At 67.8% G+C, this 25,470-nt stretch carries 29 protein-coding genes and 2 tRNA genes (1 of these 31 only partly in view); 25 read left to right on the top strand and 6 right to left on the bottom strand.

Annotated features, from left to right (window positions below; genetic code table 11):
• The 5 genes in view from DEIPR_RS09620 to DEIPR_RS09600 are tightly spaced (at most 35 nt apart) and all read left to right on the top strand, a layout consistent with a single transcriptional unit that may run on beyond the window.
• A protein-coding gene (locus DEIPR_RS09620) for an ImmA/IrrE family metallo-endopeptidase (protein ID WP_013615637.1) crosses the window boundary here: on the top strand, window positions 1–318 show its final stretch. It extends 516 nt beyond the left edge of the window; the window shows 318 of its 834 coding nt (coding positions 517–834); the start codon falls outside the window, past its left edge; its stop codon occupies window positions 316–318.
• Between the two features lie 35 nt (window positions 319–353).
• Window positions 354–1,265 (top strand): dihydropteroate synthase, encoded by a 912-nt coding sequence (gene folP / locus DEIPR_RS09615; protein WP_148231825.1) that lies wholly within the window; start codon window positions 354–356, stop codon window positions 1,263–1,265.
• Entirely contained in the window at window positions 1,262–1,633 is a 372-nt protein-coding gene (gene folB, locus DEIPR_RS09610) for a dihydroneopterin aldolase (RefSeq protein ID WP_013615635.1), read from the top strand. The genes folP and folB overlap by 4 nt, the downstream gene beginning before the upstream one ends.
• Window positions 1,630–2,142 (top strand): 2-amino-4-hydroxy-6-hydroxymethyldihydropteridine diphosphokinase, encoded by a 513-nt coding sequence (gene folK, locus DEIPR_RS09605; RefSeq protein ID WP_013615634.1) that lies wholly within the window; start codon window positions 1,630–1,632, stop codon window positions 2,140–2,142. Before folB ends, folK begins: the two co-directional genes overlap by 4 nt.
• A 31-nt stretch (window positions 2,143–2,173) precedes the next feature.
• Window positions 2,174–2,644, top strand: coding sequence for a hypothetical protein (locus tag DEIPR_RS09600; protein ID WP_013615633.1), 471 nt, complete (start codon window positions 2,174–2,176; stop codon window positions 2,642–2,644).
• Between the two features lie 57 nt (window positions 2,645–2,701).
• On the opposite strand, the gene DEIPR_RS09595 is transcribed toward DEIPR_RS09600, so the two are convergent.
• On the bottom strand, window positions 2,702–3,022 hold the full coding sequence (locus tag DEIPR_RS09595; RefSeq protein ID WP_013615632.1) for a hypothetical protein: 321 nt from the start codon (window positions 3,020–3,022) through the stop codon (window positions 2,702–2,704).
• A 46-nt stretch (window positions 3,023–3,068) separates the two neighbouring features.
• Here DEIPR_RS09595 and DEIPR_RS09590 point away from each other — a divergent pair, with 46 nt between their 5' ends.
• Window positions 3,069–3,323 (top strand): hypothetical protein, encoded by a 255-nt coding sequence (locus DEIPR_RS09590; protein ID WP_013615631.1) that lies wholly within the window; start codon window positions 3,069–3,071, stop codon window positions 3,321–3,323.
• Between the two features lie 102 nt (window positions 3,324–3,425).
• On the opposite strand, the gene pnp is transcribed toward DEIPR_RS09590, so the two are convergent.
• Window positions 3,426–5,858, bottom strand: coding sequence for a polyribonucleotide nucleotidyltransferase (gene pnp / locus DEIPR_RS09585; protein WP_013615630.1), 2,433 nt, complete (start codon window positions 5,856–5,858; stop codon window positions 3,426–3,428).
• 83 nt (window positions 5,859–5,941) lie between these two features.
• Here pnp and DEIPR_RS09580 point away from each other — a divergent pair, with 83 nt between their 5' ends.
• The gene (locus DEIPR_RS09580) at window positions 5,942–6,760 is read left to right on the top strand and encodes an isoprenyl transferase (protein ID WP_041222920.1); all 819 of its coding nucleotides are present in this window, start codon (window positions 5,942–5,944) and stop codon (window positions 6,758–6,760) included.
• Between the two features lie 272 nt (window positions 6,761–7,032).
• Here the strand turns inward: DEIPR_RS09580 and DEIPR_RS09575 are convergent, their stop codons facing one another.
• A complete protein-coding gene (locus tag DEIPR_RS09575) occupies window positions 7,033–7,503 on the bottom strand; it encodes an EVE domain-containing protein (RefSeq protein WP_013615627.1) in 471 nt (156 codons plus the stop codon).
• A gap of 176 nt (window positions 7,504–7,679) precedes the next feature.
• On the opposite strand from DEIPR_RS09575, the gene DEIPR_RS09570 reads away from it, so the two are divergent.
• Together DEIPR_RS09570 and DEIPR_RS09565 are read left to right on the top strand one after the other, a co-directional pair.
• Window positions 7,680–9,743 (top strand): molybdopterin oxidoreductase family protein, encoded by a 2,064-nt coding sequence (locus DEIPR_RS09570; RefSeq protein WP_013615626.1) that lies wholly within the window; start codon window positions 7,680–7,682, stop codon window positions 9,741–9,743.
• Window positions 9,744–9,869: 126 nt separating this feature from the next.
• On the top strand, window positions 9,870–10,700 hold the full coding sequence (locus DEIPR_RS09565; protein ID WP_013615624.1) for a serine hydrolase: 831 nt from the start codon (window positions 9,870–9,872) through the stop codon (window positions 10,698–10,700).
• 50 nt (window positions 10,701–10,750) lie between these two features.
• Here DEIPR_RS09565 and DEIPR_RS09560 read toward each other — a convergent pair whose 3' ends face one another.
• Complete coding sequence (locus DEIPR_RS09560; RefSeq protein ID WP_013615623.1) at window positions 10,751–11,821, bottom strand: M42 family metallopeptidase; 1,071 nt, start codon at window positions 11,819–11,821, stop codon at window positions 10,751–10,753.
• A 39-nt stretch (window positions 11,822–11,860) separates the two neighbouring features.
• On the opposite strand from DEIPR_RS09560, the gene apaG reads away from it, so the two are divergent.
• The 3 genes from apaG (at window position 11,861) to DEIPR_RS09545 (ending at window position 13,854) form a co-directional block, all read left to right on the top strand.
• Window positions 11,861–12,268, top strand: a complete 408-nt coding sequence (gene apaG, locus DEIPR_RS09555; protein ID WP_013615622.1) for a Co2+/Mg2+ efflux protein ApaG — start codon at window positions 11,861–11,863, stop codon at window positions 12,266–12,268.
• A 124-nt stretch (window positions 12,269–12,392) separates the two neighbouring features.
• On the top strand, window positions 12,393–13,031 hold the full coding sequence (locus tag DEIPR_RS09550; RefSeq protein ID WP_245532697.1) for a single-stranded DNA-binding protein: 639 nt from the start codon (window positions 12,393–12,395) through the stop codon (window positions 13,029–13,031).
• Window positions 13,032–13,041: 10 nt separating this feature from the next.
• Window positions 13,042–13,854 carry a metallophosphoesterase gene (locus tag DEIPR_RS09545; protein WP_013615620.1) on the top strand — a complete coding sequence of 271 codons (813 nt, stop codon included), beginning with the start codon at window positions 13,042–13,044 and terminating at the stop codon, window positions 13,852–13,854.
• A gap of 59 nt (window positions 13,855–13,913) precedes the next feature.
• On the opposite strand, the gene DEIPR_RS09540 is transcribed toward DEIPR_RS09545, so the two are convergent.
• Window positions 13,914–14,633, bottom strand: a complete 720-nt coding sequence (locus DEIPR_RS09540; RefSeq protein ID WP_013615619.1) for a metal-dependent transcriptional regulator — start codon at window positions 14,631–14,633, stop codon at window positions 13,914–13,916.
• Window positions 14,634–14,739: 106 nt separating this feature from the next.
• Here DEIPR_RS09540 and DEIPR_RS09535 point away from each other — a divergent pair, with 106 nt between their 5' ends.
• From DEIPR_RS09535 to DEIPR_RS09500, 8 genes are all read left to right on the top strand, one after another.
• Window positions 14,740–15,906 (top strand): glutamate ligase domain-containing protein, encoded by a 1,167-nt coding sequence (locus DEIPR_RS09535; RefSeq protein ID WP_013615618.1) that lies wholly within the window; start codon window positions 14,740–14,742, stop codon window positions 15,904–15,906.
• Between the two features lie 162 nt (window positions 15,907–16,068).
• A tRNA-Gln gene (locus DEIPR_RS09530) sits at window positions 16,069–16,143 on the top strand.
• 27 nt (window positions 16,144–16,170) lie between these two features.
• A tRNA-Gln gene (locus DEIPR_RS09525) sits at window positions 16,171–16,245 on the top strand.
• 57 nt (window positions 16,246–16,302) lie between these two features.
• On the top strand, window positions 16,303–17,412 hold the full coding sequence (locus DEIPR_RS09520; protein WP_041222918.1) for a M20/M25/M40 family metallo-hydrolase: 1,110 nt from the start codon (window positions 16,303–16,305) through the stop codon (window positions 17,410–17,412).
• A gap of 112 nt (window positions 17,413–17,524) precedes the next feature.
• Complete coding sequence (locus tag DEIPR_RS09515; protein ID WP_169310687.1) at window positions 17,525–17,950, top strand: hypothetical protein; 426 nt, start codon at window positions 17,525–17,527, stop codon at window positions 17,948–17,950.
• 40 nt (window positions 17,951–17,990) lie between these two features.
• The gene (purE, locus tag DEIPR_RS09510) at window positions 17,991–18,509 is read left to right on the top strand and encodes a 5-(carboxyamino)imidazole ribonucleotide mutase (RefSeq protein WP_013615615.1); all 519 of its coding nucleotides are present in this window, start codon (window positions 17,991–17,993) and stop codon (window positions 18,507–18,509) included.
• 67 nt (window positions 18,510–18,576) lie between these two features.
• Window positions 18,577–19,695: a 5-(carboxyamino)imidazole ribonucleotide synthase gene (gene purK / locus DEIPR_RS09505; protein WP_013615614.1), complete on the top strand. Its 1,119-nt coding sequence runs from the start codon at window positions 18,577–18,579 to the stop codon at window positions 19,693–19,695.
• Between the two features lie 174 nt (window positions 19,696–19,869).
• Window positions 19,870–21,336 carry an alanine/glycine:cation symporter family protein gene (locus DEIPR_RS09500; protein ID WP_013615613.1) on the top strand — a complete coding sequence of 489 codons (1,467 nt, stop codon included), beginning with the start codon at window positions 19,870–19,872 and terminating at the stop codon, window positions 21,334–21,336.
• 170 nt (window positions 21,337–21,506) lie between these two features.
• On the opposite strand, the gene DEIPR_RS09495 is transcribed toward DEIPR_RS09500, so the two are convergent.
• On the bottom strand, window positions 21,507–22,184 hold the full coding sequence (locus DEIPR_RS09495; RefSeq protein ID WP_013615612.1) for a hypothetical protein: 678 nt from the start codon (window positions 22,182–22,184) through the stop codon (window positions 21,507–21,509).
• Window positions 22,185–22,243: 59 nt separating this feature from the next.
• On the opposite strand from DEIPR_RS09495, the gene xseB reads away from it, so the two are divergent.
• The 5 genes from xseB to DEIPR_RS09470 all read left to right on the top strand — a co-directional run bounded on the left by xseB (window position 22,244) and on the right by DEIPR_RS09470 (window position 25,468).
• The gene (gene xseB, locus DEIPR_RS09490; RefSeq protein WP_013615611.1) at window positions 22,244–22,507 is read left to right on the top strand and encodes an exodeoxyribonuclease VII small subunit; all 264 of its coding nucleotides are present in this window, start codon (window positions 22,244–22,246) and stop codon (window positions 22,505–22,507) included.
• A 121-nt stretch (window positions 22,508–22,628) separates the two neighbouring features.
• Window positions 22,629–23,261: a lysophospholipid acyltransferase family protein gene (locus DEIPR_RS09485; protein ID WP_169310686.1), complete on the top strand. Its 633-nt coding sequence runs from the start codon at window positions 22,629–22,631 to the stop codon at window positions 23,259–23,261.
• On the top strand, window positions 23,252–24,235 hold the full coding sequence (locus DEIPR_RS09480) for a FecCD family ABC transporter permease (RefSeq protein ID WP_013615609.1): 984 nt from the start codon (window positions 23,252–23,254) through the stop codon (window positions 24,233–24,235). Before DEIPR_RS09485 ends, DEIPR_RS09480 begins: the two co-directional genes overlap by 10 nt.
• Window positions 24,232–25,020 carry an ABC transporter ATP-binding protein gene (locus DEIPR_RS09475; RefSeq protein ID WP_013615608.1) on the top strand — a complete coding sequence of 263 codons (789 nt, stop codon included), beginning with the start codon at window positions 24,232–24,234 and terminating at the stop codon, window positions 25,018–25,020. The genes DEIPR_RS09480 and DEIPR_RS09475 overlap by 4 nt, the downstream gene beginning before the upstream one ends.
• Before the next feature lie 73 nt (window positions 25,021–25,093).
• Window positions 25,094–25,468 carry a (2Fe-2S) ferredoxin domain-containing protein gene (locus DEIPR_RS09470; RefSeq protein ID WP_013615607.1) on the top strand — a complete coding sequence of 125 codons (375 nt, stop codon included), beginning with the start codon at window positions 25,094–25,096 and terminating at the stop codon, window positions 25,466–25,468.
• Window positions 25,469–25,470: the final 2 nt, after the last annotated feature.

Here is a 25,470-nt window from a genome sequence, read left to right as displayed (position 1 = left end):
CTGTACGCTGTCTGCGGTGCTGGGCGTGCAGCGGGCGATTCTCTACAGGTGCGCGCCAGTGCAGCTTCACCCTCCTTTCCCTACAGCCTGTCGCCGGGGACAGCTATTCCGGCAGACCATCCGGTGCAGGAAGCCAGGGCGAGTGGGCTGCCGGTGGAAGCGGTCAGCTATCTGCCCTTCCGTTCTGGCCGCCGAATGCCGGCTTACGTGACGGCTTACCCTGCAGGTGGGCTGGTCGCGGCCGCTTTTGCGCTCGGAAAAGCCCAGCTGGAGCGTCTGGGCGCAGCTTCCGCTGCCGGGGCGGCAGCAGAGAGCTAGCCGTCTGCCCGGGCAGGCAGGCTATGCTATCGGGCATGACTGTGGCCTGGCCGAGACGCCTGCACCGCCTGCGGTTCCGCCGCCCTTTGCCCGCTTCGCCGGGTGTCTTGCAGGATGCGGACGGATGGTGGCTGCACTGGCGTGGCTGCGCTGTGATGGGCATTTTGAATGTGACCCCCGATTCCTTTAGCGATGGCGGGCGGTATGCCGGGCTGACTGCTGCCGTCGCCCAGGCAGAGAGCCTGCACCGTGCCGGGGCCCTTATCATCGATGTGGGTGGGGAGAGCACCCGCCCTGGTTCTATGGGGGTAGATGCCGCCGAGGAAATTGACCGGGTGCGGCCGGTGGTAGCGGCGCTGGCGGAGCGGGGCTTTCTGGTCAGTGTGGATACCCTCAAGGCCGAGGTGGCAGCTGCGGCCCTGCAAGCTGGCGCACACCTGGTCAACGACGTGTCGGGACTGCGTGACCAGCAGATGGTGCAGGTTTGTGCGGAAGCCGGGGCGCCTGCTTGCCTGATGCACATGCAGGGTGCCCCCCGCACGATGCAGGACAGCCCCCAGTACGAGGATGTGGTGGCCGAGGTTCACAGCTATCTGCGCTGCGAGGCGGAGCGGGTTCAGGCTGCTGGTGTGCCGGACGTGCTGCTGGACCCGGGCCTGGGCTTCGGCAAGACGCTGGAGCACAACCTCAGCCTGCTGCGGGCAGTGCCGGACCTGGCAGCTTCGCCCTGGCCGGTGCTGATTGGGGCCAGCCGCAAGGGCATGATTGGTGCCCTGTCGGGGGAACAGGACCCGGCGCAGCGCGACCCTGGTTCACTGGCGCTGCACCTGCATGCAGCACGGGCCGGAGCAGCGATGGTGCGAGTGCATGCGGTGGCCCAACATGTCCAGGCGCTGAAAGTGCAGGCGGGTTTAGATGTCTTGCCTGGAGCTGGAGGTGAGAGATGAACAGCCGTGTGGTCCTGCAAGGCTTGGAATTCTTTGCGAGGCACGGGGTTTTTGCTGCCGAGACTGAACTGGGGGCCCGCTTCGTGGTGGACGCTGAGCTGCACTACCCCTTCGCTGACCTGAACGACGATCTGAGCGGAGCCGTGAACTATGCCGAAGCCTACGCTTTGATAGCCCAGCTGGTGACGCAGGAGCGCTTTGATTTGATTGAAACGCTGGCTGCCCGTATAGCCCGGGGCCTACTGGCCGCCCACCTACCCCTGCAGCGGGTCACGGTGCGTGTGCACAAACCGGCAGCGCCGGTGGCGGGCATTTTCCGCGACATCTACGCCGAACTGACCCTGGACCGTGAGACGCAGAGCGCATGACGCAGCCTCGTATGACGCACGCCTATGTGGCGCTGGGGGCCAACCTGGGCGAGCCGCTGCCTACGCTGCGTAGGGCAGTGGCAGGCCTACGTGAGCTGGGCGAAGTGGAGGGGGTCAGCCGCCTGTACTGCACCGCCCCGGTCGGCGGGCCGCCGGGACAGCCCGACTATCTGAATGCGGTGGCCGCGCTGAAGACGGCCCTGAACCCGCTGGCGCTGCTGGACGGGTTGCAGGCGCTTGAAGCCCAGGCCGGGCGCACACGCACCGTGCGCTGGGAGGCCCGCACGCTGGACCTGGACCTGATTCTGTACGGACAGGCTGTGCTGGCCTGGGAGCGGCTGACTGTACCGCACCCGCTGGCCTGGGAGCGCGCCTTCGTGCTGGCGCCGCTGGCGGACCTGGCCCCGGAACTGCGCCACCCGGTGAGCGGAGAAACGGTTCTTGCGGCACTGCAGCGGACCGGTATACCGGACAGCATGACTGTGAAAAGCGCCGCCTGGGACCGCTGACCGCCCGGAAACGCGCTATTGTGGAACGCATATGAACGAACACACGACCAAATCCAGCCCGGGGGGGTCGGGGCGCACGGCGCTCTGGGCAGTGCTGGCTCTGGCCCTGGCTGCCCTGGCCTACCTGACGCTGGGCCTGGCCATTCCCAACAACCCGCTGTATTCCGACCGTGACGCCAACGGAATCAGCAAATACCAGTTCTTGGAGCGCTGCCAGGAGCAGATGGCCGAAGCGCCCCAGATGAGCGAGATTCGCAGTGCTCTGGTGGCCCAGAATGTGCTGGGCGAGGACGACGGTATCCACAGTGAAATGCTGCTGGATTCGGCCGAGCTGGTGGACAGCATCCGGGTATCCAACGAGCCGGGCCAGAGCTGGACCCTGGCGGCGCCGGTGCTGATGCGTTCGCAGCTGACCAACGAGCCGCTGCTGCAGGCCTACTCGCGCTGCCACTACGACCGTGAAGCGGGCCAGGCTGTGGTGACCCTTCAGCCGACTCAGTGAGTGCTTGATCCGGTAACGGCGCAGCAGAACAAGGCTCTCCGCCTGGGGAGCCTTTTTTTAGGTTCTGCCTGCCTGCCAGTCGTTCCAGAGTTGCTGGGCCAGCGTGCGCGTGGGGCCGTCCCCGGCGGTGCGGGCGTAGCTGACCCCCCAGCGCAGGTGCCGCTCACTGCGGCCCAACTGCCCGCTTGCCTGGGCCAGCACATGCAGCCGCAGGTGGGTCTGGGCCAGCAGGGTATCGCGCAGCGCACTGGGGCGCAGGCGCAGAAGCTGGTCCAGTGCGCTGTCCAGCTGTGACCCCGCCCGGCCCGTGTGCCCGGCAGCGTAAGCCTGCTCGGCACCTTCCAGGGCGGCAGCGGCGGCGCTCAGAGACGGTTTCATGAAAGCCAGTCTATCCCGCTATGCTGACAGGCATGGACGCGGTGACATGGACGGTGGAATAGGCCCGGTGACCTGGGGCTGGCTGGGAGCCGGCCTGCTGGTCCTGGCCGGCTACGGCTGGGGCCGGCAGGTGTCCAGTCACGGGGTCACCGGTGCCTGGCTGGCCGCCATGCTGGCGCTGACGCTGGCCGGGTTGTACCTGGTAGGTTCCGCCGCACTGGCTGGGCACGACCTGCCGGTGACGGTGGGACTGGTCGGCGCAGTGGCTGCCTCGCTGCTGTCGGTGTATACGCCCGACTGATACGGCGTATGAAGAGGCCCCGCCCGCCAGGAGAGCGATGAGGCGGCAGCAAAAAGCCCCCGGCAGTGGGGGCTCGCTCATTGGCTTGATCGAGTGCCGTGCTCAGCCCTCGCTGTCCGGCTCGCCGGCGGTAGAGCTGCCAGGGCCGAAGGTGAGGCGGCTAAGTTCCGGCTGCTCGGCCGCTGCGGGGGGCGTCTGCTGTGGTGCCCGCGCCGCCTCCTGCAGGGCCGCTTCGGCAGCTGGGGCCGCACCGACTTGCTGTGGGCTGTCCTGGCGGCCCCACTCACCGCGTGGGCGTTCGCCCTGGGCCCGCTCACCCTGAGGTCGCTCACTCTGTGCCCGCTCACTCTGGGGCCGGTCGCTGCGTTCACGGCGGGGGCCACGGTCGCGGTCGCCGCCTCGGCGGTCGCCACGTGGAGCGCGGGGTTCACGGGGAGGGACCTTGCCTTCCAGCTCCGGGCGAATCAGGTCAATCTTGCCGCGCTCGTCGATGTTGACGATCTTGACGCGCACTTTCTGGTTCAGCAGCAGCACCTCTTCCACCATCTCGATGCGCTCCTCGCTCATCTGCGAGATGTGCAGCATGCCGTCCTGGCCGGGGAACAGGTTGATGAATGCCCCGAACGGCGCAATCTTGACCACCGTGCCTTCGAATTCGTCACCCACCTTGGGCTGGTAGGTGACCGCAGTGATGCGCTCCTGCACCGCTTTGGCCGCTTCGCCATTGGCGCTGAAAATCCGCACCAGGCCGTCTTCCTCGATGGTCACCTGGGCTCCCATCGCCTCCAGCTCGCGCACCTGCTTGCCGCCGGGGCCGATGACCTTGCCGATCAGTTCAGGGTCAATGCGCATGGAGATGATGCGGGGAGCCGTAGGCGACAGCTCCGCACGCGGGGCAGGCAGCACTTCGGCCATCTTGCCCAGGATGTGCAGCCGGGCTTCTTTGGCCTGCGCGAGCGCTTCGCGCATGATGGCAGGCGTGATACCACCAATCTTGATGTCCATCTGCAGCGCCGTGACGCCCTCGGCCGTGCCGCAGACCTTGAAATCCATATCGCCCAGTGCGTCTTCCAGGCCCAGGATGTCGGTGAGGATGCGGTAGCGGTCCCCTTCCATCACCAGGCCCATCGCCACGCCGGCCACGGGAGCCTTGATGGGTACGCCCGCGTCCATCAGCGAGAGAGCGCCGCTGCACACGGTCGCCATGGAGCTGGAGCCGTTGGATTCCAGCACTTCGCCCACCACGCGAATCACGTACGGGAACTCCTCGAAGGGGGGCAGCACTGCACTCAGTGCCCGCTTGGCGAGGTTGCCGTGACCCACCTCGCGCCGCGACTGCGCGCCCATCCGCTTAACTTCGCCGGTGGAGTAGGGCGGGAAGTTGTAGTGCAGCAGGAACTTGTCGCCGGTGTCTTCGGTGAGGTCGTCAATCAGGATTTCATCGCGCTCGGTGCCCAGGGTGGTCACGCCCAGCACCTGGGTCTCGCCACGGGTGAAGATGGCGCTGCCGTGTGCACGGGGCAGGGGCCGCACTTCCGTCCAGATGGGGCGCACGGTGCGGGTGTCGCGGCCATCGGCACGCAGGTCCTCTTCCAGAATCAGGCGGCGCAGTTCCTGCTTTTCCACTTTGGAGAAGGCGGCCTTGAGTTCTTCAATCCGCGCTGCAGCGCCGTCCACTTCGCCTTCGGGCACCCGGTCCTGAATCAGCCGGTCACGCAGGGCCTTGAGGTTGGCGCTGCGGTCCTGCTTTTTCAGCGTCAGCAGAGCGTCGCGCAGGCCGCTGGCGCGGGCGGCTTCGGCCAGCTCGGGGACCAGATCGGGAGCCAGCTCCCCGTCCGCGAGGTAATTGAACTTTTCGCGGCCCAGCTCGGCACGCATGGTGTCAATCAGGTCCAAGACGCCCTGCATTTCAGCGTGGGCGAATTCGATGGCGTCCACCAGCTCGTCTTCGGCCACCACCTGTGCGCCGGCTTCGACCATCATCACGGCGTCCCGGGTGCCGGCCACCACCAGGTCCAGGTCGGAGCGCTCCAGCTGCACGGCGGTGGGGTTGATAACGAACTGTCCGTCCACCCGGCCTACCCGTACGCAGGCGGTGGGGCCGCCCCAGGGAATATCGGAGATGCTCAGGGCGGCGGCCGCGCCGATAGGCCCCAGCACGTCGGGGGCGTTCTGCTGGTCGGCGCTCAGCACCGTGATGATGACCTGGGTTTCGTGGCGGTAACCCTTGGGAAACAGTGGGCGAATCTGCCGGTCGGTGATGCGCGCCGAGAGAATGGCGCGCTCGCCGGGGCGGCCTTCACGGCGGCTGAAACTCCCGGGAATCTTGCCGACGGCGTAATGCTTTTCCTCGAACTCCACGGTCAGCGGCAGGAAATCCAGGGTGCTTTTCTCTTGCCGGGCCTGGGCGGTGACCAGCAGCAGGGTGTCGCCGTAGCGCAGCGTGACCGAGCCGCTGACCAGCTTGGCGAGTCGGCCCGTTTCGATGGTCAGTTCACGGCCACCCAGCACCGTCTTGTAAGTCTTTCCTAACATTCCCGCAGTCTAGCCCGCAGAGCGCTGCTAAACTGAGGGGCGTGACCCCGAACGACCCCGCCACACACGGTTCCAAGACGCAGGTGGCGGCCCGCTGGCTCAGGGCTGGGCAGAATGTCAAGGACTCGGTACGCGGCGCCCTGCTGAGCAGCTACGAGGCGCGCTTGGCAGCGCAGGTGCAGGCCCACGGCACGGTACCGCAGCACCTTGGCCTGATTCTGGACGGCAACCGCCGCTTTGCCCGGGCAGCTGGACTGCAGCGCGAGATGGGACATTCCATCGGCGCCGACAAAGCCCATGAGGTGCTGGAATGGTGCCTGGAGCTGGGCATTCCCGCCGTGACCATCTGGGTGCTGAGCACCGACAACGCAGGCCGCGACCCGGACGAGCTGGGCCATATCCTGGGCCTGCTGCGCCGTGAAGCCACGCAACTGGCTGTGGACCCGCGTATCCACAGGAACCGTGTCAAGGTGCAAGTGATTGGACAGCACGACTCGTTCCCGCCCGATGTGCTGCGTGCGCTGAAGAACCTTGAGGAGAGCACCGCCCACCATGACGGCATGCGCCTGAACATTGCCGTGGGGTACGGCGGCCGCGAAGAGATTGTGAACGCGGTCAAGTGCCACTTGCGCGAACAGGCCGCTCAGGGCCGCACACTAGAAGAGGTGGCCGCTGGGCTGCACTCCGCCGATATCAGCCGCCACCTGTACACGGCGGGCATTCCCGACCCGGATTTCATCATCCGGACCAGTGGTGAAGTCAGGCTCTCCGGCTTCATGCTGTGGCAGAGCGTGTACTCCGAGTACTACTTCTGCGACGTGTACTGGCCGGGTTTCCGCCGGGTCGATTTCCTGCGGGCACTGCGTGACTTTCAGGGCCGCAGCCGGCGCTTCGGCCGCTGAGCGGCTGGGCCGAGGCGGCTTGGGATACCCAGGCGGACTGGGCAGGCCAGACAAAAAAAGCCCACCTGCGGGGGTGGGCCAGGGCTTTATTCTGCCGGGTCGGAGGCGGCTGCCTCAGTCTCTAGGCGAGGCTGCAGGGCGGCGACCACCAGAAAGGTCACAGTGAGAAGGCCAACCAGCAGAAATTCCATACATAACATTATGACTGTATAAAGATGATGGTTCTGTGAAGGTCGTCTCTATAGCGGCAGCTGGGGCTGGTCCGCTCCTGCTTAGGACGTGGTTTCCGGCAGCCCACCCGCCCGCAGTGCCGCTTGGAACTCCGCCTCGCTGAGGGGCATGACACTCAGGCGGTTGCCCCGGCGCACCAGCGGGGACTCGGCCCACTCCGGCAGGGCGCGCAGGTCCTCCAGGGTCACCGGCTGGGGGAAAGCGGCCACCGCCCCGACATCCACCATGCTCCAGCGGAGGGCCTCGGCGCTGCTTTTGGGGTCGTAGTACTCGCTGGCAGGGTCAAACTGCAGGTCGTCGGGATACGCCTCACGGACGACGCGCAGCACGCCGGCGATATGTGGCGGCTGGGTGTTGGAGTGGTAGAAGAGACCCAGGTCGCCGGGAACCATCTGCCGCAGGAAGTTGCGCGCCTGGTAGTTGCGAATGCCGTTCCAGGGTTCGCGGCGGACAGCCTGCAGGTCCGCGAAACTGAAGACATCGGGTTCGGATTTGAGAAGCCAGTACGCCATACCCCGCAGTCTAGCCGTGAGGCATGGTGTGCCTGGAAAGTGCGTCCAGCGCACAGAACCCCTGGTCTGGACGCCCCCGTTCAGGCGGCGCAACGCGGTGGTCTGGTCCCGGCCGAGCGCCCCGGCGTAGGGGAAGAGGCCCGCAGCCGGCTCGCCAGACCGCTAAAATCCCTGCCATGACCCGTGACGCGCTGCTGACCTGCCCTCTCGATTGCCCGGACGCCTGCCGGCTGAAGGTCACGTTTGCGCCGGACGAGGCGGGGCGTGAGCGACTGGTCAAGGTGACCGGCGACCCGCAGCACCCCTATACGCGGGGCTTTGCCTGCGCCAAGACGGTGCATTACCCGGCGCGGCAGAACAACCCGCAGCGCCCGCTCACGCCCCTGAAACGCATCAATTCCAAGAGTGACCCGGTGCCGCAGTGGCAGGCCGTGAGCTGGGACGAAGCCCTGGACGAGATTGCAGGGCGGCTGCGCGGCATCATCGCAACGAGGGGGGCGCAGGCCATCTTGCCCTACCACTACGCCGGCACCATGGGCCTGATGGAAGGCGAGCACGTGCATACGCTGTGGCGGGCGCTGGGCGCGGCGGAAATCGAGGAAACCATCTGCGCCTCGGCGGGCAGCGCGGCCTGGGCGCTGGGCTACGGCCCCCGGATGGTGCCGGACCCGCTGGATATTCCGCAGGCCCGCTTGATCGTGCTGTGGGGCATCAACAGTCTCAGCACCAACACGCACCTCACCCCGCAGATTACGGCGGCCCGTAAGAACGGTGCCCGCGTCGTGTGCGTGGACCCCTACCGCAACCGCACAGCCGCTTTTGCCGACACGCACTATCAGCTGAAGCCCGGCACCGACGCGGCACTGGCGCTGGGCATCATGCGCGGGCTGTTCGTCAATGGCTGGACCGACGACGCCTACATCGCCGGGATGACCGAGGGGGTAGAGGACCTGCGGGCCGAGGCCATGACCTGGACCCCGGAGCGCACCGCCGCTGTGACCGGCCTGAGCGAAGCCGAGGTGCTGGAGCTGACCCACCTGATAGGTGAGACGAGGCCCACCTATATCCGGGTGGGCTACGGCATGACCCGCCACGAATTCGGCGGCGCGGGGCTGCGGGCGGTATCGCTGCTGCCGGCGCTGACCGGGGACTGGCGCTACCAGGGCGGCGGGGCGGCCCTGAGCAGCGGCGGGGCCTTTGGCCTCAACAAGCGGCGGCTGGGGGGCGCTCATCTGCTGCGTGAGGGCGTGCGGACCATCAACATGAATTGCCTGGCCGACGCGCTGGACCCGGCGGGCCCGCCCGAGCAGAGCTTTGCGGCCACTGTGATTTACAACTGCAACCCGGCCACCGTGGCCCCAGACTCGGACCGGGTGCGGGCGGGCCTGCGGCGCGACGACCTGCTGGTGGTGGTGCTGGAGCAGGCCATGACCGAAACGGCGGCACTGGCCGACTGGGTGCTGCCGGCTGCCACTTTCGTGGAGCATGAGGACGTGTTTACCAGCTACGGGCACCACTGGATCGGCTACAACCGCGCCGAGCTGCCGCCGCTGGGTGAGGCGCGGCCCAACACCTGGGTGATGCAGCAGCTGGGACGCCGTCTGGGCGTGACCGCGCCGGAACTGTACTGGACGGTAGATGACCTGCTGGCCGAGCTGCTGGACTCGCCGCATCCGCACCTGGCCGGTATCACCCCGCAGCGGTTGAAGGCCGAGGGCACGCTGCGGCTGAATCTGCCGGAGCGCTGGCTGCCTTACGCCGAGGGTGCGCCCACCGACACGGGCCGGGTCCGGTTCACCCCGGTCCCGCTTCAGCAGGAGCCGCAGGCCCGCCTGACGCCCGACTATCCCATTCGCCTGCTGACCCCGCCTGCCCACCACTTCCTGAACTCCACCTACGGCCTGCTGGACCGCCTGAACCGCGCCGAGGGCACCGAGCCGCACGTGATGGTTCACCCGGCGGACGCGGCCGCCTACGCCCTGGCCGACGGCGAGTATGCTCGCCTGAGCAGCGAACAGGGCGAAGTGACGCGCCGGGTGCGCGTGACCGACGCCGCGCAGCCGGGCGTGGCGGTGATTGAGGGCATCTGGTGGGGCACCGAGGCGCCCGACGGCAAGAGCATCAACACCCTGACCGCGCAGACGCTGACCGACCTGGGCGGCGGCAGCACCTTTCACAACACGCGCATCCGGATAGAGCCGCTCGGTGTGGCCAGCCAGCAGGCCGAGTCGGCGGACTGAGAGGGAGAGGCCTATGCCGCTGAAGGCTTCGCTGAGCTGCCTTACGCAGGTGTATGTCATGTGCAGTGATACGGCCCTGCTCCTTAACCCCGCCGAGCTGGTGCGCCTGTGCGCGGAGTGGCTGCGGTGAGCACTGCCGACTTCGAGCAGCGGCTGCGGGCCAGTGGCTTCACCGGCACGGTGGGCCTGCTGATTCAGGATGAAGCGGGCCGGGACCTGTGCAGCCTGAACGCCGAGGCGGTGTTTCCGGCTGCCAGTCTGATCAAGCTGCCGCTGCTGGTGCTGGGCTTGCAGGCCGCGCAGCGCGGAGACGTGGCCCTCGTGGAGTGCCTGCCCCTCCCTGCCGCCGAGCATGTCCCTGGGGCCGGGGTGCTGCACGAGCTGGACGCTGGCCTGCGGCTGACCTGGCGCGACCTGCTGACGCTGATGATCGTGGTGAGCGACAACACCGCCACCAACATGGTGATAGAGCGCCTGGGGCTGGAAAGGGTGCAGGTGGCGCTGCCCGGCCTGGGCCTGACCCACACCCGGCTGGTAGGCAAATTGCAGCAACCTCCGCAGCGGCAGAACGCGGCCCAGCGGCGTGGCGAGCGCAACCAGACCACGCCCCGCGACATGCTGCGGCTTCTCCAGAACCTGCGCCAGGGTGAGTATCTGGATGCGTCCTATACCGCGCTGGCACTGGACATTCTGGGCCGGCAGCAGCTACGCGACCTGATGGGCCGGCGGGTGCCCTGCGGCCCGGACGGCGAACCGCTGTACCCGGTCCTCAGCAAGAGCGGCGAGCTGCCAGGCGTGCATCATGACGCCGGCTGGTTGCTGACCCCGCGCCCGCTGGCGGTGGCCTGCCTCAGCCTTGGCGGCGAGGACCCCCGCGAACACCCCGAAAACCGTGATGTCGTGCGGCTGGCAGACGCGCTGTGGCCGCTGCTGACAGAGCTGGGTGGGGCAGGGTAAGGACGAAAAAAGCCCGGCGTACGGGTGCCGGGCTTCTCGTTCAGCGCGGGTCAGCGCTGGTAGCTGGTGCCTTCTTCCAGACCTTCGACCCAGGCGGCCAGCAGGTCAATCACCGCCTGCAGGTCGCGGGCGTCGATCATTTCGCTGGGCGAGTGCATGTAGCGGTTCGGAATACTCAGCACGGCGCTGGGCACACCTTCTCGGCTGAGGGTCAGGGCGTCGCCGTCGGTGAAGGTGTAGCGGCCTGTGGCGCTCAGGGTGTAGGGAATACCTTTTTTGCCTGCGGCGTCCATCAGCTGGCGGTTCACCACCGGGCTGCTCATGGGGCCTACCGTCAGGCTGGCGCCGGAGCCGAAGGGGCTTTGGCCGTACTTCTTGGGTTCCACACCGACCTGGGTGGTTTCGTGGGTCACGTCCACTGCTACGCCGGCCACTGGACGGGTCTTGAACGCGCTGATGACAGCCCCGAAGGTGCCGATTTCTTCCTGGCTGTTGCCCACGGCAATCACGCGGTGCTTCAGTTCGCTGCCGCTTTCATGGACCTGGCGCAGCGCTTCAAGGACCGCGAACGAGCCGGCGCGGTTGTCCAGGGCCCGCGCCACGATGCGCTCACCCACCATCATCGGCCCCTGCTCAATCACGCCGTAGGTGCCCACCGGCACGGCGGCGCGGGTGTCCTCGGCGTCCAGGCCGATGTCAATCCACAGGTCTTCGAGTTTGCTGGCCTTTTCGCGCTCCTCGGGCGACATCACGTGAATGGCCTTTTTGCCGATCACGCCTACGATGTCGCCGCCGGGAGCCAGCAGGCGGATGCGCTGCCCCACCAGCACCTGCGGGTCCCAGCCGCCCACCGGCAGAAAGTAGATAAAGCCCTGGTCGCTGATATGCGACACGATGAGGCCGATTTCGTCCAGGTGGCCCATCAGCACCACGGCGGGCGCTCCCTCGGGGCCGATTTCGGCGTACACGTTGCCGTAATGGTCCTCGCTCACGCGGGCGAAGCTGGCTGCTTCCTTTTTCCAGACGTCGGCGGCGCGGCGCTCGTAGCCGCTGGGGCCGGCGGCACGCAGCAGGTCGAAGAGAAACTCCTGGTGTTTAATGACTGTTTCTTTAAGGGACATTCTGCCAGTCTAAGCCCGCAGCCGGCTAGGGTGGGGCAAATGCAGAGTGCCGCCGAACAGCCCCACTTTTCCCCCCTTCCTGTTCGCGTCAAGGTCAGCGTCGAAGCCCACCACCTGCCCGAGTACAGCCGCCCCGAGGGGCAAGTGTTCGCCTATATCGTGCGGCTGGAAAACGAGGATGACCAGACGTGGAAACTGCTGCGCCGCTGCTGGCTGGTGGTGGATGGTCAGGGCCGGCGCACCGAGGTGGAAGGCGAAGGGGTGGTGGGCCAGCAACCTCTGCTGACCCCCGGCACCGTGTTCATGTACGACTCGTTCGTGACCGTGACCGACACCCCGGCGCAGATGTCCGGCTATTACACCCTGGAAAATGCCTGGGGAGAGCAGCGGCAGGTGGCCGTTCCCGAGTTCCGGTTGGTCGACGGCAGCGTGCGCCTGCTGAACTGAAGCTGTCCTGTCAGACCCTGCCCTGTGCTGCTCCGTGCTGCCCCGCCCGGAGGCGCGCTGCCGGGCCTGGAAAGCCTGCAAAACCTCCGTTTCTGCGCTGACCAAATACTCTAGACTGCCGCACATGAATCAGGAACGGCGAGTCAGGCTGGATGGGGTCAGAGAAGCGCTCAGGGTCAGCATGACGGACTGGGCGACCCTGGAAGTGCGCGGTGACCAGGCCCGGGTGGTGCCGGCGCCGCAGCTGACGCTGCTGGTAGGCCACCTGGACCAGGCCGACCCTGACTGGTCGCTGCACTGGGCCTGCGACGGCATGCAGCCTCCCGTGGTGCGGGCGCGGCTGTGCGCCGCCGGCCTGGAGCGCGAAGGCCTTGCCACTGGTTACACCCTGGAGGACGCCAAGTTGGCCGCGCTGGCCGACGCCGCCCGGCTGTACGGTGTGGCCGTGCTGGGTGGGGGAGACGGCGGCAGCCACTGGGTGGACTACGACCCCGACGAGGGAGCTGACACCACCCTGCTGGAAGCCGAGGCCGAGACCGAGGGGGGGGTGGCCCTCGCCTCCCGCCCCAGCCTGCCGCCCGAGCCGCCCCGCGACCCTCAGATGGAGAAGGCCCGTGGGCACATCGACGACCTGATTACCCAGATTCGTGCGGCAGGACGCGGCAAGGAAATCGCTCCCATCTTGATGCGCGGCTACGGCAACACGCTGGAAGAAAGCCGGCAAATCTACAAGGAGTTGCAGGCGGTCCTGCGGGACGGCTGAACGACGCGCCATGAGTTCTCCCACGCCTACCCATGCTCCGGTGCCCACAAGTGCCCCGGCGGGCCTGCGAAAATTCATCGTCGTCGGCGATGTCCATGCCGATTTTGCTGGGCTCTGGGGGGCGCTGCGGGCGGCCGGCTGTGTTACGCCAGGGGGCCAGCCCACGCCACCGGTTCGCAGCGGGCTGTATCAGGTGGTGCTGCTGGGTGACCTGGTGCATCCCAAAAGCCAGCGCGCCTACGATGAACTGCTGGGCGCCACCTACGACTGCCACGACCCGGCACACCAGGCACAGGTGGCCGCAGTGCAGATAGAGGGCCTGCGGGCCGTGCGCGACTATCAGGCACAGGCGCCGGGGTCGGTGCATATCGTCCTGGGCAACCACGACGATGTGCTGGTGCAGCCCCGGTTCGTGCTGGGGACCAGTGGGGGGCTGCGCCACACCGAGTTCGACCCGCGCCACGGCGGGACGCCTTTGCCGGCTGACCTGAGCGCCTGGGTGGGCACTTTTTTGCGTGAACTGCGGGTGGGCCGGGTCCAGTTCGCCCATGTGGGACCGCTGCCGGCCCACGCCTGCTACGACGAGTGGTTCTACAGCGATACGTCCAGCAAGCGCTGGTTTCTGGACACGCCCGAATACGTGGAGCTGGCCGGGCTGGCTTTCGGGGTGTACGGCCACACGCAAATGGACCGGGGAATCGTGGTCCACGAGGGCCACCGCTTTGCCCTGGCCGACGCGCTGCACCGCCGCGAATACCTGGAGCTGATGCTGGACCCGGGCCGCGAAAACCCGCTGCACAACTGGCGCGTGGTGCAGTTCTAGCGGGCTTCCCGCAGGCAGGGTGCAGTGCGCTCTTCTTCTGCCGGTCTTCTGCTGGGCGGTTAGTCCTCCCTGCCGGGCGGGGAGCTTTCCTCACCGAACACCTGAATCTGCTCAGCCACGGCCAGCGGCAGGCTGAGCGGGGTCCAGACGGTGCTCTGACTGCCGGCAGGCGGAGCGATATGCAGCTCCAGGATGCCGACCTCGCTGCCATGGCTGAGCAGTTCCACTTCGGCCTCGGGGCGCAGGCCGGATTCGACCAGCTGCCGCAGCTGCTCGGGGTGGTGGTCGGGCACCCGCGAGACCCGGGCGCGGTCGCCCACGTTCAGGTGGGTCAGGCTCCGCTCGGCCCGCAGCGGCAGGTCCCCGCTGAGCGAGGGGATGGGGTCACCGTGTGGATCGAAGCTGGGTTCGCCCAGCCAGGCGGCAATGCGGGCTTCCAGCCGCTCCGACAGCGCATGCTCCAGGGCCTCGGCTTCTTCGTGCACCTCCTCAAGCGGGACGCCCAGCGCCCGGTGCAAAAACAGTTCCAGCAGGCGGTGATGGCGCAGGATTTCCAGTGCAGCCTGTTCGCCTTCGGGGGTCAGCTGTGCTCCACGGTAGGGCGCATGCAGCACCAGCCCCTGCTCGGTCAGCTTGCGCAGCATGCCGGTCACGCTGGCCGGGGCCACGTCCAGCGCCCCGGCCAGTGCCTGGGTCGAGACTCGCCCCTGTTGCCCCAGCAGATACAGCTGCTTGAGGTAGTCCTCGGCGGAAGGAGAGAGTGAAGCGGTCCGGCTCATGGGTTCAGCATGAAGGGGGAGCGCGCAGGTGGTCAAGCACGGAAACCTTCAGGCGCTGCTGCAACAGGCTCTGCCGCTTGGCTGTTCCAGGCGCTAGCCTGCAGGGATGACCTCTGGCCCTGCCTACGACTGGCTCTTTTCCCGCACCCGCGCCGCCGGGCAGACACGCGGCCCACAGCCGGCCCGCGAGCTGCTCGACCGGCTGGGCGCCCCAGACCAGCAGTTCCGTACGCTGCGGGTGGTGGGCACCAACGGCAAGGGCAGCACCTGCGCCATGCTGGAAGCCGGGCTGCTGGCAGCGGGGGTGCGGGCCGGACGCTTTACCAGCCCGCACCTGCACCGCTTCGAGGAACGGATTCGCACACTGGGGCAGGAGCTGGACCCGGCCCGCACGCTGGAGTTCGTGCGCTGGGCGCAGCGGGAAGCCCCGGACGCCGCCTTTTTTGACCTGACGCTGGCGCTGGCGGCGCAGGCATTTGTACAGGACGGGGTGGAACTGGCGGTAGTGGAAGCCGGCGTGGGCGGCCAGAGCGACGCCACCCACGCGCTGGCGAACGTGGACGCTGTGCTGCTGACCAGCGTGGGGCTGGACCACACCGCTGCCCTGGGCAGCACCGTGGCGGAGATTGCCGCCGACAAAGCCCGCGCTGCCCGCTCCGGCGTGCCGCTGCTCAGTACGGTGACGGGCGAAGCGCTGGCTGTGGTGGAGGCCGTAGCGCAGGAGATGGGCGCACCGCTGCACACGCCCACGACCCACCCGGAACTGTTCGCGCTGCCCCGGCCCCCGGCCCTGGCTGGCGAGCATCAGCGGCAGAATGCGGCGTTGGCGCTGGCCGCCCTGCGCCTGCTGGGCTACGACGACGGCCTGGAAGCTGCGCTGGCCGCCCCATGGCCCGGCCGGCTGGAACCCCTGAGCTGCCAGGGCCGCCGCGTGCTGCTGGACGGCGCCCACAACCCGGCCGCCGCGCAGGCCCTGGCAGCCAGCCTGAGCAGCGCTGACGTGCTGTTGTTCGGCAGCTTTGCTCGCAAGGACACCGCCCAGACGCTGGCGCCGTTGCTGGCGCTGGCCCCGCAGCGGGTCTTTACGGTGCCCGGCGAGGGCGAAGCCACCCCGCCGCACGACCTGGCGGCCCAGTGGGGCGGCGAGAGCTACCCGGACCTGCAGCAGGCCCTGGCCCGCGCTCTGGAGCTGACTCCGCCGGGGGGCACTCTGCTGGTGACCGGCAGCCTCTACTTGGTGGGGACAGTACGCGAACAGCTTGCATCCTCTTGACGAATCCTGCATACCGCGCTAGAGTAGTTGTCATAACCGCTCCCCAGGAGCGGGTTTTTTATTGTGTCCCCAGGGCGTTGCCGGGTCTGGCAGCTTGACGGGATAGGCGAGCGCCGCTATACTCTCCATCGCTCATCTTGAGCCTCCCCGGACGTGCGCCATAGGGATATGGTGTAATTGGCAACACAGCAGATTCTGGTTCTGTTATTCAGGGTTCGAGTCCTTGTATCCCTGCCAACGCCGCGTCTTCCGGGGAGTTCTTCTAGGGATATGGTGTAATTGGCAACACAGCAGATTTTGGTTCTGTTATTCAGGGTTCGAGTCCTTGTATCCCTGCCAAGAATGGAGGCCCCAGCGGTCTCCATTTTTCTTGTGGTGCTGTGCTTTGATAGGGGCATGTTCCCCGACCCTGAGGCTCTGCTGCACGACCTGCTTCTTCTGGCCGGGACCGAATCCCCCTCGGCAGACCCCGTGGCAGTGGCCCGCGTGCTGGACCTGGTGGAGGGCTGGGCACGTGACCTGGGCGCTGAGGTGCGGCATCTGAGCGGCGGCACGCGCCGTTTCGCTTTCGGGGAAGACGGCACCCGCCCGCCGTTGCTGCTGCTGGCGCACGCCGATACCGTCTGGCCGCATGGCACGCTGGAGACCATGCCGCTGCGGGTAGAAGGGGAGCGGCTGTATGGCCCCGGTGTCTTCGACATGAAAGCGGGGGTGGTGGGGGCCATTCATGCCCTGCGGGCGCTGGAAGGGCAGTGGCCGGCGGGCGGCATCGTGCTGCTGGTCACGCCGGATGAGGAAATCGGCAGCCCGTCCAGCCGCGCCCACATTGAGGCCGCAGCGGCGCAGGCCCGCGCTGCCCTGGTGCCTGAGCCGCCGGTGGGCGAGAGCGACACCAGGCACGCCCACGCCCTCAAGTCCGGCCGCAAGGGCGTGATAGACGCCGCGCTGACCCTGACAGGCCGGGCTGCCCACGCGGGCAACGAGCCTGAGCGGGGAGCCAGCGCTGTTGCGGCTGCCGCCGAACTGATTCCCCGTATCGAGGCGGCTGCCCGCCCGGACCTGGGCACCACCGTGCTGGTCACGCAGATTGCAGGCGGCACGGCCACCAACGTGGTACCGGCCGAGTGCCGCCTGACGCTGGACGTGCGGGTATCGCAGGCCGGCGAGGACGAGCGGGTGCTGCGCGGCCTGGCTGCCCTCCGTCCCACCGACAGGCGGGTGCAGGCTGCCTGGGCGCTGGCCGTGAACCGCCCGCCTTTCCCGCGCAGTGAGGCCACCTTGAGCCTCTTTGCTCAGGCTCAGGCGGCCGCGCAGGAGCTGGGCTTCACCTTGACCGAAACGGCGGTGGGCGGCGGCAGTGACGGCAACTTCACGGCGCCGCTGTGCCCTACGCTGGACGGCCTGGGTGCCCCCGGCGACGGGGCACACGCCCCACACGAGCACATCCGGCTGGATATGTGGCCGCAGCGGGTAGCCCTGCTGACACGGCTGCTGCGGGAGGTGTAACGGCGCAAGGAAGGCCGGGACTGCGAAGGAAACTTCCTACAATGAGCGCCTGAGGAACAGCGTTTTTTTGCTGGCGTGTCTGGTGTTGGGGACGGCTCTAGCCGATACCCGTGTGCCTAACAGCAAAGTCTCCTACAACAGCGACATGGTGTTCATTGATGAGCAGAGCAGCACCGGGGGCAAGACGTATGTGGCGTTCGTCTGCGAGAGCTACGGCGTGGCGTTCAGGCTTTACAGCAAGAACCCGCTTTCCACCGAAAAAGAGTTTGCCAAAAGCAGCGCTATGAGCATCATCGCCTATGCAGACGGCGAAAAATTGGGCTACGCGCAGGGGAGTGTTCGCCGTGACCGTCAGACGGGTCAGTTGGGTGTGTGGGAGACGACGGGCGGCCTGAGTAGCGCGCTCTATACGGCTTTTATAGATGCCGACAGTTCCATCAGTGTGACGGCGCTCAGAAACGGGTATGACCCGGTGACCTACCGCTTTCCCACCAAAGGACTCCTGACGGGTCTGAAGGCCATCAACTACTGCCGCTAGCTGCGTTTGCAGCCGTACCCTATCTGGCATCATGTCTCTCATGACGAACCCCACCCCCAAAGTCGGTGTGGTCATGGGCAGCCGCTCGGACTTCGACACCATGCAGGGCGCCCTGGACCTGCTGGCCCAACTGCAGATTCCCTACGAGGTGCGTGTGCTCTCGGCGCACCGCACGCCGCACCTGCTGCCTGCCTACGCGGCGCGGGCCGAGCGCCTGAATCTCAGCTGCATCATCGCGGGCGCGGGTGGTGCGGCGCACCTGCCGGGGATGCTGGCGGCCTTTACCCGCGTGCCGGTGCTGGGTGTGCCGGTGCAGAGCCGGGCGCTGAGTGGGCAAGACAGCCTGCTGAGCATCGTGCAGATGCCGGCGGGCGTGCCGGTGGCGACTTTTGCGATTGGGCAGGCGGGAGCCAAAAATGCCGCCCTCTTTGCGGCGGCCATGCTGGCTACCACCGACGAGACGGTACGCTCGGCGCTGGATGAGTTCCGCGCCGCGCAGACCCAGAGCGTGTTGGACGACCCGCATTTCGACGGTCACCCGGCAGCGGGGGACGCATGATGGGTAGGGGTCGAAGGGTCGAAGGGTCGAAGGGTCTCAGGAGCCATAGCTGGGCAGGGGGAAACCGATGAGCGACACCTTTACCCCAAAGACGCTGGGCATACTGGGCGGCGGGCAACTGGCGCAGATGCTGGCGCTGGCGGCAATTCCGCTGGGCGTGCGGGTGGTGGCGCTGGAACCCGACCCGCAGGCGGGGGCACGGCTGTGCGCCAAGCACCTCCAGGCCCCCTACACCGACCCCGCAGGCTTGGCGCGGCTGGCCGAGTGCGACGCGGTGACGCTGGAATTTGAAAATGTGCCGGTAGAGGCGCTGGAATACCTGCAAGGCCGCGTGCCCGTCCGCCCTGGCGCGGGACTGCTGGCGCACTCCAAGCACCGCGCCCGCGAGAAAGAGGGCCTGCGGGCCGCTGGGGTGGGCACGGCGGACTGGGTGACGATTGAGGTTGAAAGTGACCTGACCGGCGCACTGGAGCGCGTGAGCGGCGCAGGCATCCTCAAGACCTCCGAACTGGGCTACGACGGCAAAGGCCAGCGCCGTGTGAGCAGCGAGGCTGAGCTGACCGCCGCCTGGGACGACCTGGGCCGCGTGCCATGCGTGCTGGAAGGGCTGGTGCCGTTCGTGCGCGAAGTGAGCCTGGGCGTGGCGCGGACCTCGGGTGGGGCGCTGGCCTTCGGGCCGCTGGTGGAAAATGTTCACCGTGACGGCATTCTCAGGACTTCGGTGTACCTGGGAGCCGACCAGCAAGCCGCCGCGCAGGCCCGCGAGATGGCCCGCCGGGTGGCCGAAGCCTGGGGCCTGGAAGGGCTGATGACGCTGGAATTTTTCGAGCTGGCGAGCGGTGAGCTGCTGGTGAACGAAGTCGCGCCCCGCGTCCACAACTCGGGCCACCTGACGCAGGACGGCGGCGGCCTCAGCCAGTTCGGGGCGCAGGTGCGGGCGGTGCTGGGCCTGCCGCTGGCCGACTGGACGCCGCTGCATCCCACCGCGATGGTCAACTGGGTGGGCGCGGAGGACGAGGCCGCCCAGCCCGACTGGGCGGCCATTGATGCGCTGCCCGGCACCCACATTCACCTTTACCACAAGGCGTGGCGAAGTGGTCGCAAGCTGGGGCACGTGAACCTGACCGCCCCCGACGCGGAGACACTGCGGGAGCGGCTGGCTCAGCTGGAGCGGCTGATTCCGTAAGCGGGGCAGCGGGCGGAAGGCAACTGCGTATAGATTGACTCGTCTCTGCGCCTTCGCCTTTTGACCCGTCAGGTTGCTGGCCTCTGGCTAGAGGGTGTCCCGCGTGGTGAGTCAGTCTGTAAGCCGCCGGAAGAAGCAAGGGACACTTTGCCTTAAGCTACGTCCGTGGACTTCATGAATATTTTCTCCCTGCTGGGCGCGGCTGAGGCGCCCAAGCCGCTGTTCGACCAGTTTCTGGACTGGGGCAACGGCCTGCTGTGGGGCTCGGTGCTGATTTACCTGCTGGTGGGCGCGGGGCTGTACTTCACCGTGCGGACCGGGGCGGCGCAGCTGCGCTTGCTGGGTCATGCCTGGCAAGCGGTCATGGGCAGCCGGGACAGCGGCCCCACCGCCGACGGCGGGCGCGGCGGCATTACGTCTTTTCAGGCCTTCGCCACCGGGCTGGCCAGCCGCGTGGGCACCGGCAACATCGCCGGGGTGGCCATCGCCATTTCGCTGGGTGGGCCGGGCGCCGTGTTCTGGATGTGGATGACCGCCCTGCTGGGCATGAGCACCGCCCTGATCGAAGCCAGCCTGGCGCAGGCCTACAAGGTGCCCGACGAGGCACACGGTTTCCGGGGCGGTCCGGCCTACTACATCCGCCAGGGCCTGGGTCAGGGCTGGATGGGCAGCCTGTTCGCCGTCTTTCTGATTATCGCGTTCGGACTGGTGTTCAATGCGGTGCAGAGCAATTCCATCGTGGCGGCCCTGAGCGGCTACGGCTTTGGCGCCCTGCCGGTGGGCCTGGTGCTGGCCCTGCTGACCGCTCCCATCATCTTCGGCGGAATCAAGCGCGTGTCGAGGGTGGCCGAAGTGGTGGTGCCGATTATGGCGGTGCTGTATCTCCTGATTGCCCTCTTTGTCATCCTGACCAACCTGAGCGAGCTGCCGGGCATGTTCTCCAGCATCTTCCAGGGGGCGTTCGGTCTGCAGGCGGCGGCTGGCGGCGTGGCCGGCGGTATCGCGGCGGCCCTGCTGAATGGTGTCAAGCGCGGCCTGTTCAGCAACGAGGCCGGCATGGGCTCGGCGCCCAACGCGGCGGCGGCGGCCAGTGTGAACCACCCGGTACAGCAGGGGCTGGTGCAGATGCTGGGCGTGTTTGTGGATACCATTCTGGTCTGCACGGCTACGGCAGCCATCATCCTGCTGTCGGGTGTGCATCTGGGCGGCACGGAAACCGGCGTGCAGCTGACCCAGGCGGCGCTGACCGAGCACGTGGGAGCCTGGGGCGACGACTTCCTGGCCCTGGCGATTTTCCTGTTCGCGTTTACCAGCATCATCGGCAACTACGCCTACGCCGAGAGCAACGTGCAGTACCTGAGCCGCAGCCGCACGCTGCTGAACCTGTTCCGGCTGCTGGTGCTGGGCATGGTGGTCTTCGGTGCCCTCCGCGACGTGCCGACCGTGTGGAACATGGCCGACCTCAGCATGGGCCTGATGGCCATTACCAACCTGGTCGCCCTGCTGCTGCTAAGCCCGGTGGCGCTGCGGCTGCTGAAGGACTATGACCGCCAGCGCCGCGCCGGAGTGGCCGAGCCGGTGTTCGACCGCCGCGCCGACCCCGAGCTGGACCGCCGTCTGCCGGACGACATCTGGAAGTAAGGACGCCCGAGTGAGAGAGGAGAGCCGCCGCCACCGTGCAGGCGGCTTTTTCTTCCCCTGGCCTCAGGACTGACTCGTTCCACTCTCCTGCGGAGCTTTGCAAGTCGGACAACGGATGGCGAAGGACACGCCACTCTTATGACAAGTGCGCCAGAGCCTGTCTTTACTCTTTACGCCTCGTCCCAGTCCCAGTCGCGCCAGTCGCTGGGTTTGGCCTCTTCGCTGCTGGACTCACGGGCTGCTGCGCGCGCCTTCCCTGTGCCGGCGCCTTTGCCCTGCGGCTTCAGGTCGGGGTGGGGATACCATTCGTACACCCCGGCCAGCGCGAGGTGCAGGCGGTAGAGCAGCTGCTCACGCAGAGCTTTTTCCTCGCCACCTTTCAGGCCGCCCAACTCGCCCGCCAGGTGGCTCAGCACCCGCTCCAGCTCGGGCAGGTAGGGTTCGCGGGCCTTCTTGACCGCCCCTTTGCGGATATCCAGCCTCTGTACACGCGGCACGTAACTTTCGGCGGCGCCTTGCAGCAGCAGCGCCCGCTCGCGCTCGCGGCGTTCCCTGGCGGCCTGGCGCTTTTCGCGGGCGTCTTCGGCCTTCATGCGGGCAATCAGAAAGTCCTCGTCGGCCTCGGCCTGCTCTACGCGCTCCTCGCGGTACAGCTTGACCGGGGGCAGGCGCCGGCCGCCCATCTTCAGTCCGTTGGGGCGGGTGGAATCGTGCTCGCCCAAGTGGCGCTCAATCAGCCGGGCCGTCCAGCCGCGCTCCTTGAGGTCATGGGTGGCGAGAAATCCGGCGGGTGTCTCTACCGTTTCGCGGGCGCGGCGGGGCTTGGAGGAGCTGGAGCGGCGGGCCATGCTGTCCAGTGTAAAGAGGACCGGCGTACAGAGCGCAGGCGGGCACTACACTGGAGCCTATGCCCAGAGCCAAAGCTGTCCAGGAGCCCACCTACCGCGAAGCCTACGCGACCCTCAGCCGCATCGTGACCGAGCTGGAGAATGGTGAGACCGACCTGGACCGGGTGCTGCCGCTGCTCGAAGAGGCCCGCGCCGCTTACGAGGTCTGCCAGGGCCGCATCGCCGCGGTGGCGCAGGCGGTGGGCAGTGCCGGCTGGCTGGAAGACGGCGCTGAGGGCACGGAGGGCATGGAGGAGGACGGAGCGGACGGGGAAGAGGAGTAGGCCGGGCCACTGGGCTACTGGGCCACTGTGCCAGGCCACTGCGCCACGCCGAAACGGGGCTCCGCTGCGCCGTGTCCCAGATATTCCCGCCGGCCGGCACCCCAGCGGTATGCTGAACCACATGTCAGACGCCGCGCCGCAGCCCGCCCAGGCCCCTGTGGCCGAGCAGATTCCTACGGTGGACCCCCTTGTCTACCAGCTGGTGTTGCAGGCCACCTACCTGCCCATCCTGCTGGGGGGCGGGCACCTTGAGGTGCATGGGCGGGAACACGTTCCGCCGGCCGGTACGCCGCTGATTCTTGCCGCCAACCACCGCCACGGACTGGACCCCTTCGTGCTGGCGCGGGGGGTGCCGGCCGCCACGGGCCGCCGGGTACAGTTCATGGCCAAGCGTGAGCTGTTCGTGCCGGGACTGGGGGCGGTGCTGCGCCGGGGCGGCACTTTTCCGGTGGACCGTGAGGGGCAGGATGTGGGCTCGGTGCGTACCGCGCTGCGGGTACTGGGGGCAGGCGGCACCCTGGGGATTTTCCCCGAGGGCACCCGCTCAGGCGGGCAGATGCACGGGGGAGTCGCGCTGCTGGCGCTCAAAGGCCGCGCCCCGGTCGTGCCGGCCGGCATCTGGCATGAGGGCCCACGCTGGGTGCTGCGGCTGGGAGAACCGCTGCCGCCCTCGCTGGGGGCCAAAGCCCTGCTGGCCGAACTGGAGCGTGAAATTACCCGGTTGTCGCAACCCTTCGGGCAGACGTGGGCCTGAATTCGGGTCGGCTGGCCCTGCTGGTCACCCTGGTGCTGCTGGTGCTGCTGGCCGCCGTGCTGGGCGTGGCCGTGGGCAGCGTAGCGATTCCCCCGGCCGAGGTGCTGGACACGGTGCTGCGCGGTCTGAGCGGACACCTGCGCGAAGAAGACACCATTATCTGGGATATCCGGCTTCCCCGGGTGGTCATGGCGCTGCTGGTTGGGGCCTGCCTCTCGGTGTGTGGTGGGGCGTTTCAGGGGGTGTTCCGCAACCCGCTGGCCGATCCTTACCTGCTGGGCGTGGCCAGTGGGGCGGCGGTCGGGGCCACGGCGGGGCTGCTGCTGGACCTGCCACGCGGCCTGGTCCCGCTGCTGAGTATGCTGACCGCGCTGGGGGCGGTGCTGGTCACGCTGGGGCTGGGGCGTGCGGGACGGCGCTACCCGCCCACCCGGCTGATTCTGGCCGGGGTGGTGGTCGGCAGCTTTCTGAGCGCGGTGACCACTTTCCTCATCATGCGCGGCGAGGACCGGGCCCGCGAGGTGCTGGCCTATACGCTGGGCGATCTCAGCTTCGCCAGTTGGGCCGATATCGCTCAGGTGCTGCCCTACGCGGCCGTGGGCTGCGGCGTGCTGGTGGCGCTGGGCCGCGCCCTAGACCTGCTGCAACTGGGCGACCTGACCGCGTCCAGCCTGGGCCTGCCGGTAGAACGGCTGCGGCTGCTGGTCATCGTGGCGGCCAGCCTGGCGACGGCGGCGGCAGTGTCGTACACCGGGGTGATCGGTTTCGTGGGCCTGATCGTGCCCCATACGGTGCGCCTGATTTGGGGCCCCAGCCACCGCACACTGCTGCCCATTTCGGCGCTCGCGGGCGGGCTGCTGCTGGTGCTGGCCGACCTGCTGGCCCGCACCACCCCGCTGTATCAGGTGGGTATCGTGACCACACTGCTGGGGGGACCGTTCTTCCTGTATCTGCTGCGGCGGGTCAAGGTATGAGCTTCCCGGCCACGTTTGCCGCGCAGGGGCTGAACGTGTACGCGGGCGACGTTCACGCGGTGCAGGACGTGTCTGTATCGTTCGCGGCGGGGCAGCTGAGCGCCGTGATAGGCCCCAACGGTGCCGGCAAATCCACCCTGCTGCGCGGCATGCTGGGCCTGACCCCTCTGCACGGCGGCGCCGTGGAACTGCTGGGCCGCCCACTTGCCAGCTGGCTCCGCACCGAGCGGGCGCGGCAGCTGGCCTACCTGGCCCAGACCGAGGGGCTGCCCGCAGACGCCCGTGTGCGCGACGTGGTGGCGCTGGGACGCGGCGCGGGCGAGTGGAAATGGGGCCTGTTCCCGGTGCGGCCCTGGTCCGCCGAGGACGAGGCCGCCGTGCTGGACGCCATGACCCGCACCGACACGCTGGCCTTTGCGGAGCGCCGCGTGAGCGAGCTGTCGGGCGGCGAGGCGCAGCGGGTAGCCCTGGCCCGCGCCCTGGCCGCCCGGCCCCACTTCCTGATTCTGGACGAACCCACCAACCATCTGGACCTGGCCTACGCGCTGGACGTGATGCGCTACCTGCGCGCCGAGGTGAGGCGCGGCGTGGGCGTGATTGCCGTACTGCACGACCTGAACCTGGCCGCCCGCGCCGACTGGCTGGTGCTGCTGCATGGGGGGCGTGTGCTGGCTGCCGGCACGCCGCGGCAGGTGCTGACCCCGCACAACGTCCAGACGGCTTACGGCGTGCAGGTTGAAGTGGTGCAGGCGGGGGACCGGCTGGTGCTGGTGCCGGTGGAGTAACAGGAGGGCTGCGGGTGAACTCGGCCACCACCGGCCATCCACATTCCGCCTCTGCTGCACTACCCTGAACCCCATGACCAAAGCCGGCCCGAAATATTTCCCCACCGCCGGGCACCTGCTGGTCTGCCAGGGCCAGAGCTGCCAGGCCAGAGGGTCGCAGCTGCTGTATCAGGCGCTGTGGCAGGCGCTGGACCGTGAACACCTGGCCTACTACAAGGCGGGCGGGCAGGTCCGGCTGACCGGGAGCGGCTGCCTGGGCGCTTGCTCGTTCGGGCCTACGGTGTGCGTGTACCGCGAGCGGGCCGGGGCGCTGGAGCAGGGCTGGTACGCCGCGATGGACTTTTCTCAGGCCCTGGCTCTGGCCCACGCCGTGCAGGAGGAGGCGGACCTGCCTGCCGAGCACCGCTACGGCCCCACGCCGCAGGGCACAGCGCAGGGAACGCCGTAAAG

The organism is Deinococcus proteolyticus MRP (assembly GCF_000190555.1).
Taxonomy (GTDB): Bacteria; Deinococcota; Deinococci; order Deinococcales; family Deinococcaceae; genus Deinococcus; species Deinococcus proteolyticus.
Note: the sequence above shows the minus strand (reverse complement) of the source record. Positions and strands in the feature narration are given on the sequence as shown.

What these genes read in the sequence shown, in the direction of transcription:
- folP (WP_148231825.1), top strand. Translation starts at nt 354, where the DNA reads ATGACTGTGGCCTGGCCGAGACGCCTGCACCGCCTGCGGTTCCGCCGC.
- folB (WP_013615635.1), top strand. Translation starts at nt 1,262, where the DNA reads ATGAACAGCCGTGTGGTCCTGCAAGGCTTGGAATTCTTTGCGAGGCAC.
- folK (WP_013615634.1), top strand. Translation starts at nt 1,630, where the DNA reads ATGACGCAGCCTCGTATGACGCACGCCTATGTGGCGCTGGGGGCCAAC.
- DEIPR_RS09600 (WP_013615633.1), top strand. Translation starts at nt 2,174, where the DNA reads ATGAACGAACACACGACCAAATCCAGCCCGGGGGGGTCGGGGCGCACG.
- DEIPR_RS09595 (WP_013615632.1), bottom strand. Translation starts at nt 3,022, where the DNA reads ATGAAACCGTCTCTGAGCGCCGCCGCTGCCGCCCTGGAAGGTGCCGAG.
- DEIPR_RS09590 (WP_013615631.1), top strand. Translation starts at nt 3,069, where the DNA reads ATGGACGGTGGAATAGGCCCGGTGACCTGGGGCTGGCTGGGAGCCGGC.
- pnp (WP_013615630.1), bottom strand. Translation starts at nt 5,858, where the DNA reads ATGTTAGGAAAGACTTACAAGACGGTGCTGGGTGGCCGTGAACTGACC.
- DEIPR_RS09575 (WP_013615627.1), bottom strand. Translation starts at nt 7,503, where the DNA reads ATGGCGTACTGGCTTCTCAAATCCGAACCCGATGTCTTCAGTTTCGCG.
- DEIPR_RS09570 (WP_013615626.1), top strand. Translation starts at nt 7,680, where the DNA reads ATGACCCGTGACGCGCTGCTGACCTGCCCTCTCGATTGCCCGGACGCC.
- DEIPR_RS09560 (WP_013615623.1), bottom strand. Translation starts at nt 11,821, where the DNA reads ATGTCCCTTAAAGAAACAGTCATTAAACACCAGGAGTTTCTCTTCGAC.
- apaG (WP_013615622.1), top strand. Translation starts at nt 11,861, where the DNA reads ATGCAGAGTGCCGCCGAACAGCCCCACTTTTCCCCCCTTCCTGTTCGC.
- DEIPR_RS09550 (WP_245532697.1), top strand. Translation starts at nt 12,393, where the DNA reads ATGAATCAGGAACGGCGAGTCAGGCTGGATGGGGTCAGAGAAGCGCTC.
- DEIPR_RS09545 (WP_013615620.1), top strand. Translation starts at nt 13,042, where the DNA reads ATGAGTTCTCCCACGCCTACCCATGCTCCGGTGCCCACAAGTGCCCCG.
- DEIPR_RS09540 (WP_013615619.1), bottom strand. Translation starts at nt 14,633, where the DNA reads ATGAGCCGGACCGCTTCACTCTCTCCTTCCGCCGAGGACTACCTCAAG.
- DEIPR_RS09535 (WP_013615618.1), top strand. Translation starts at nt 14,740, where the DNA reads ATGACCTCTGGCCCTGCCTACGACTGGCTCTTTTCCCGCACCCGCGCC.
- DEIPR_RS09520 (WP_041222918.1), top strand. Translation starts at nt 16,303, where the DNA reads ATGTTCCCCGACCCTGAGGCTCTGCTGCACGACCTGCTTCTTCTGGCC.
- purE (WP_013615615.1), top strand. Translation starts at nt 17,991, where the DNA reads ATGACGAACCCCACCCCCAAAGTCGGTGTGGTCATGGGCAGCCGCTCG.
- purK (WP_013615614.1), top strand. Translation starts at nt 18,577, where the DNA reads ATGAGCGACACCTTTACCCCAAAGACGCTGGGCATACTGGGCGGCGGG.
- DEIPR_RS09500 (WP_013615613.1), top strand. Translation starts at nt 19,870, where the DNA reads ATGAATATTTTCTCCCTGCTGGGCGCGGCTGAGGCGCCCAAGCCGCTG.
- DEIPR_RS09495 (WP_013615612.1), bottom strand. Translation starts at nt 22,184, where the DNA reads ATGGCCCGCCGCTCCAGCTCCTCCAAGCCCCGCCGCGCCCGCGAAACG.
- xseB (WP_013615611.1), top strand. Translation starts at nt 22,244, where the DNA reads ATGCCCAGAGCCAAAGCTGTCCAGGAGCCCACCTACCGCGAAGCCTAC.
- DEIPR_RS09485 (WP_169310686.1), top strand. Translation starts at nt 22,629, where the DNA reads ATGTCAGACGCCGCGCCGCAGCCCGCCCAGGCCCCTGTGGCCGAGCAG.
- DEIPR_RS09475 (WP_013615608.1), top strand. Translation starts at nt 24,232, where the DNA reads ATGAGCTTCCCGGCCACGTTTGCCGCGCAGGGGCTGAACGTGTACGCG.
- DEIPR_RS09470 (WP_013615607.1), top strand. Translation starts at nt 25,094, where the DNA reads ATGACCAAAGCCGGCCCGAAATATTTCCCCACCGCCGGGCACCTGCTG.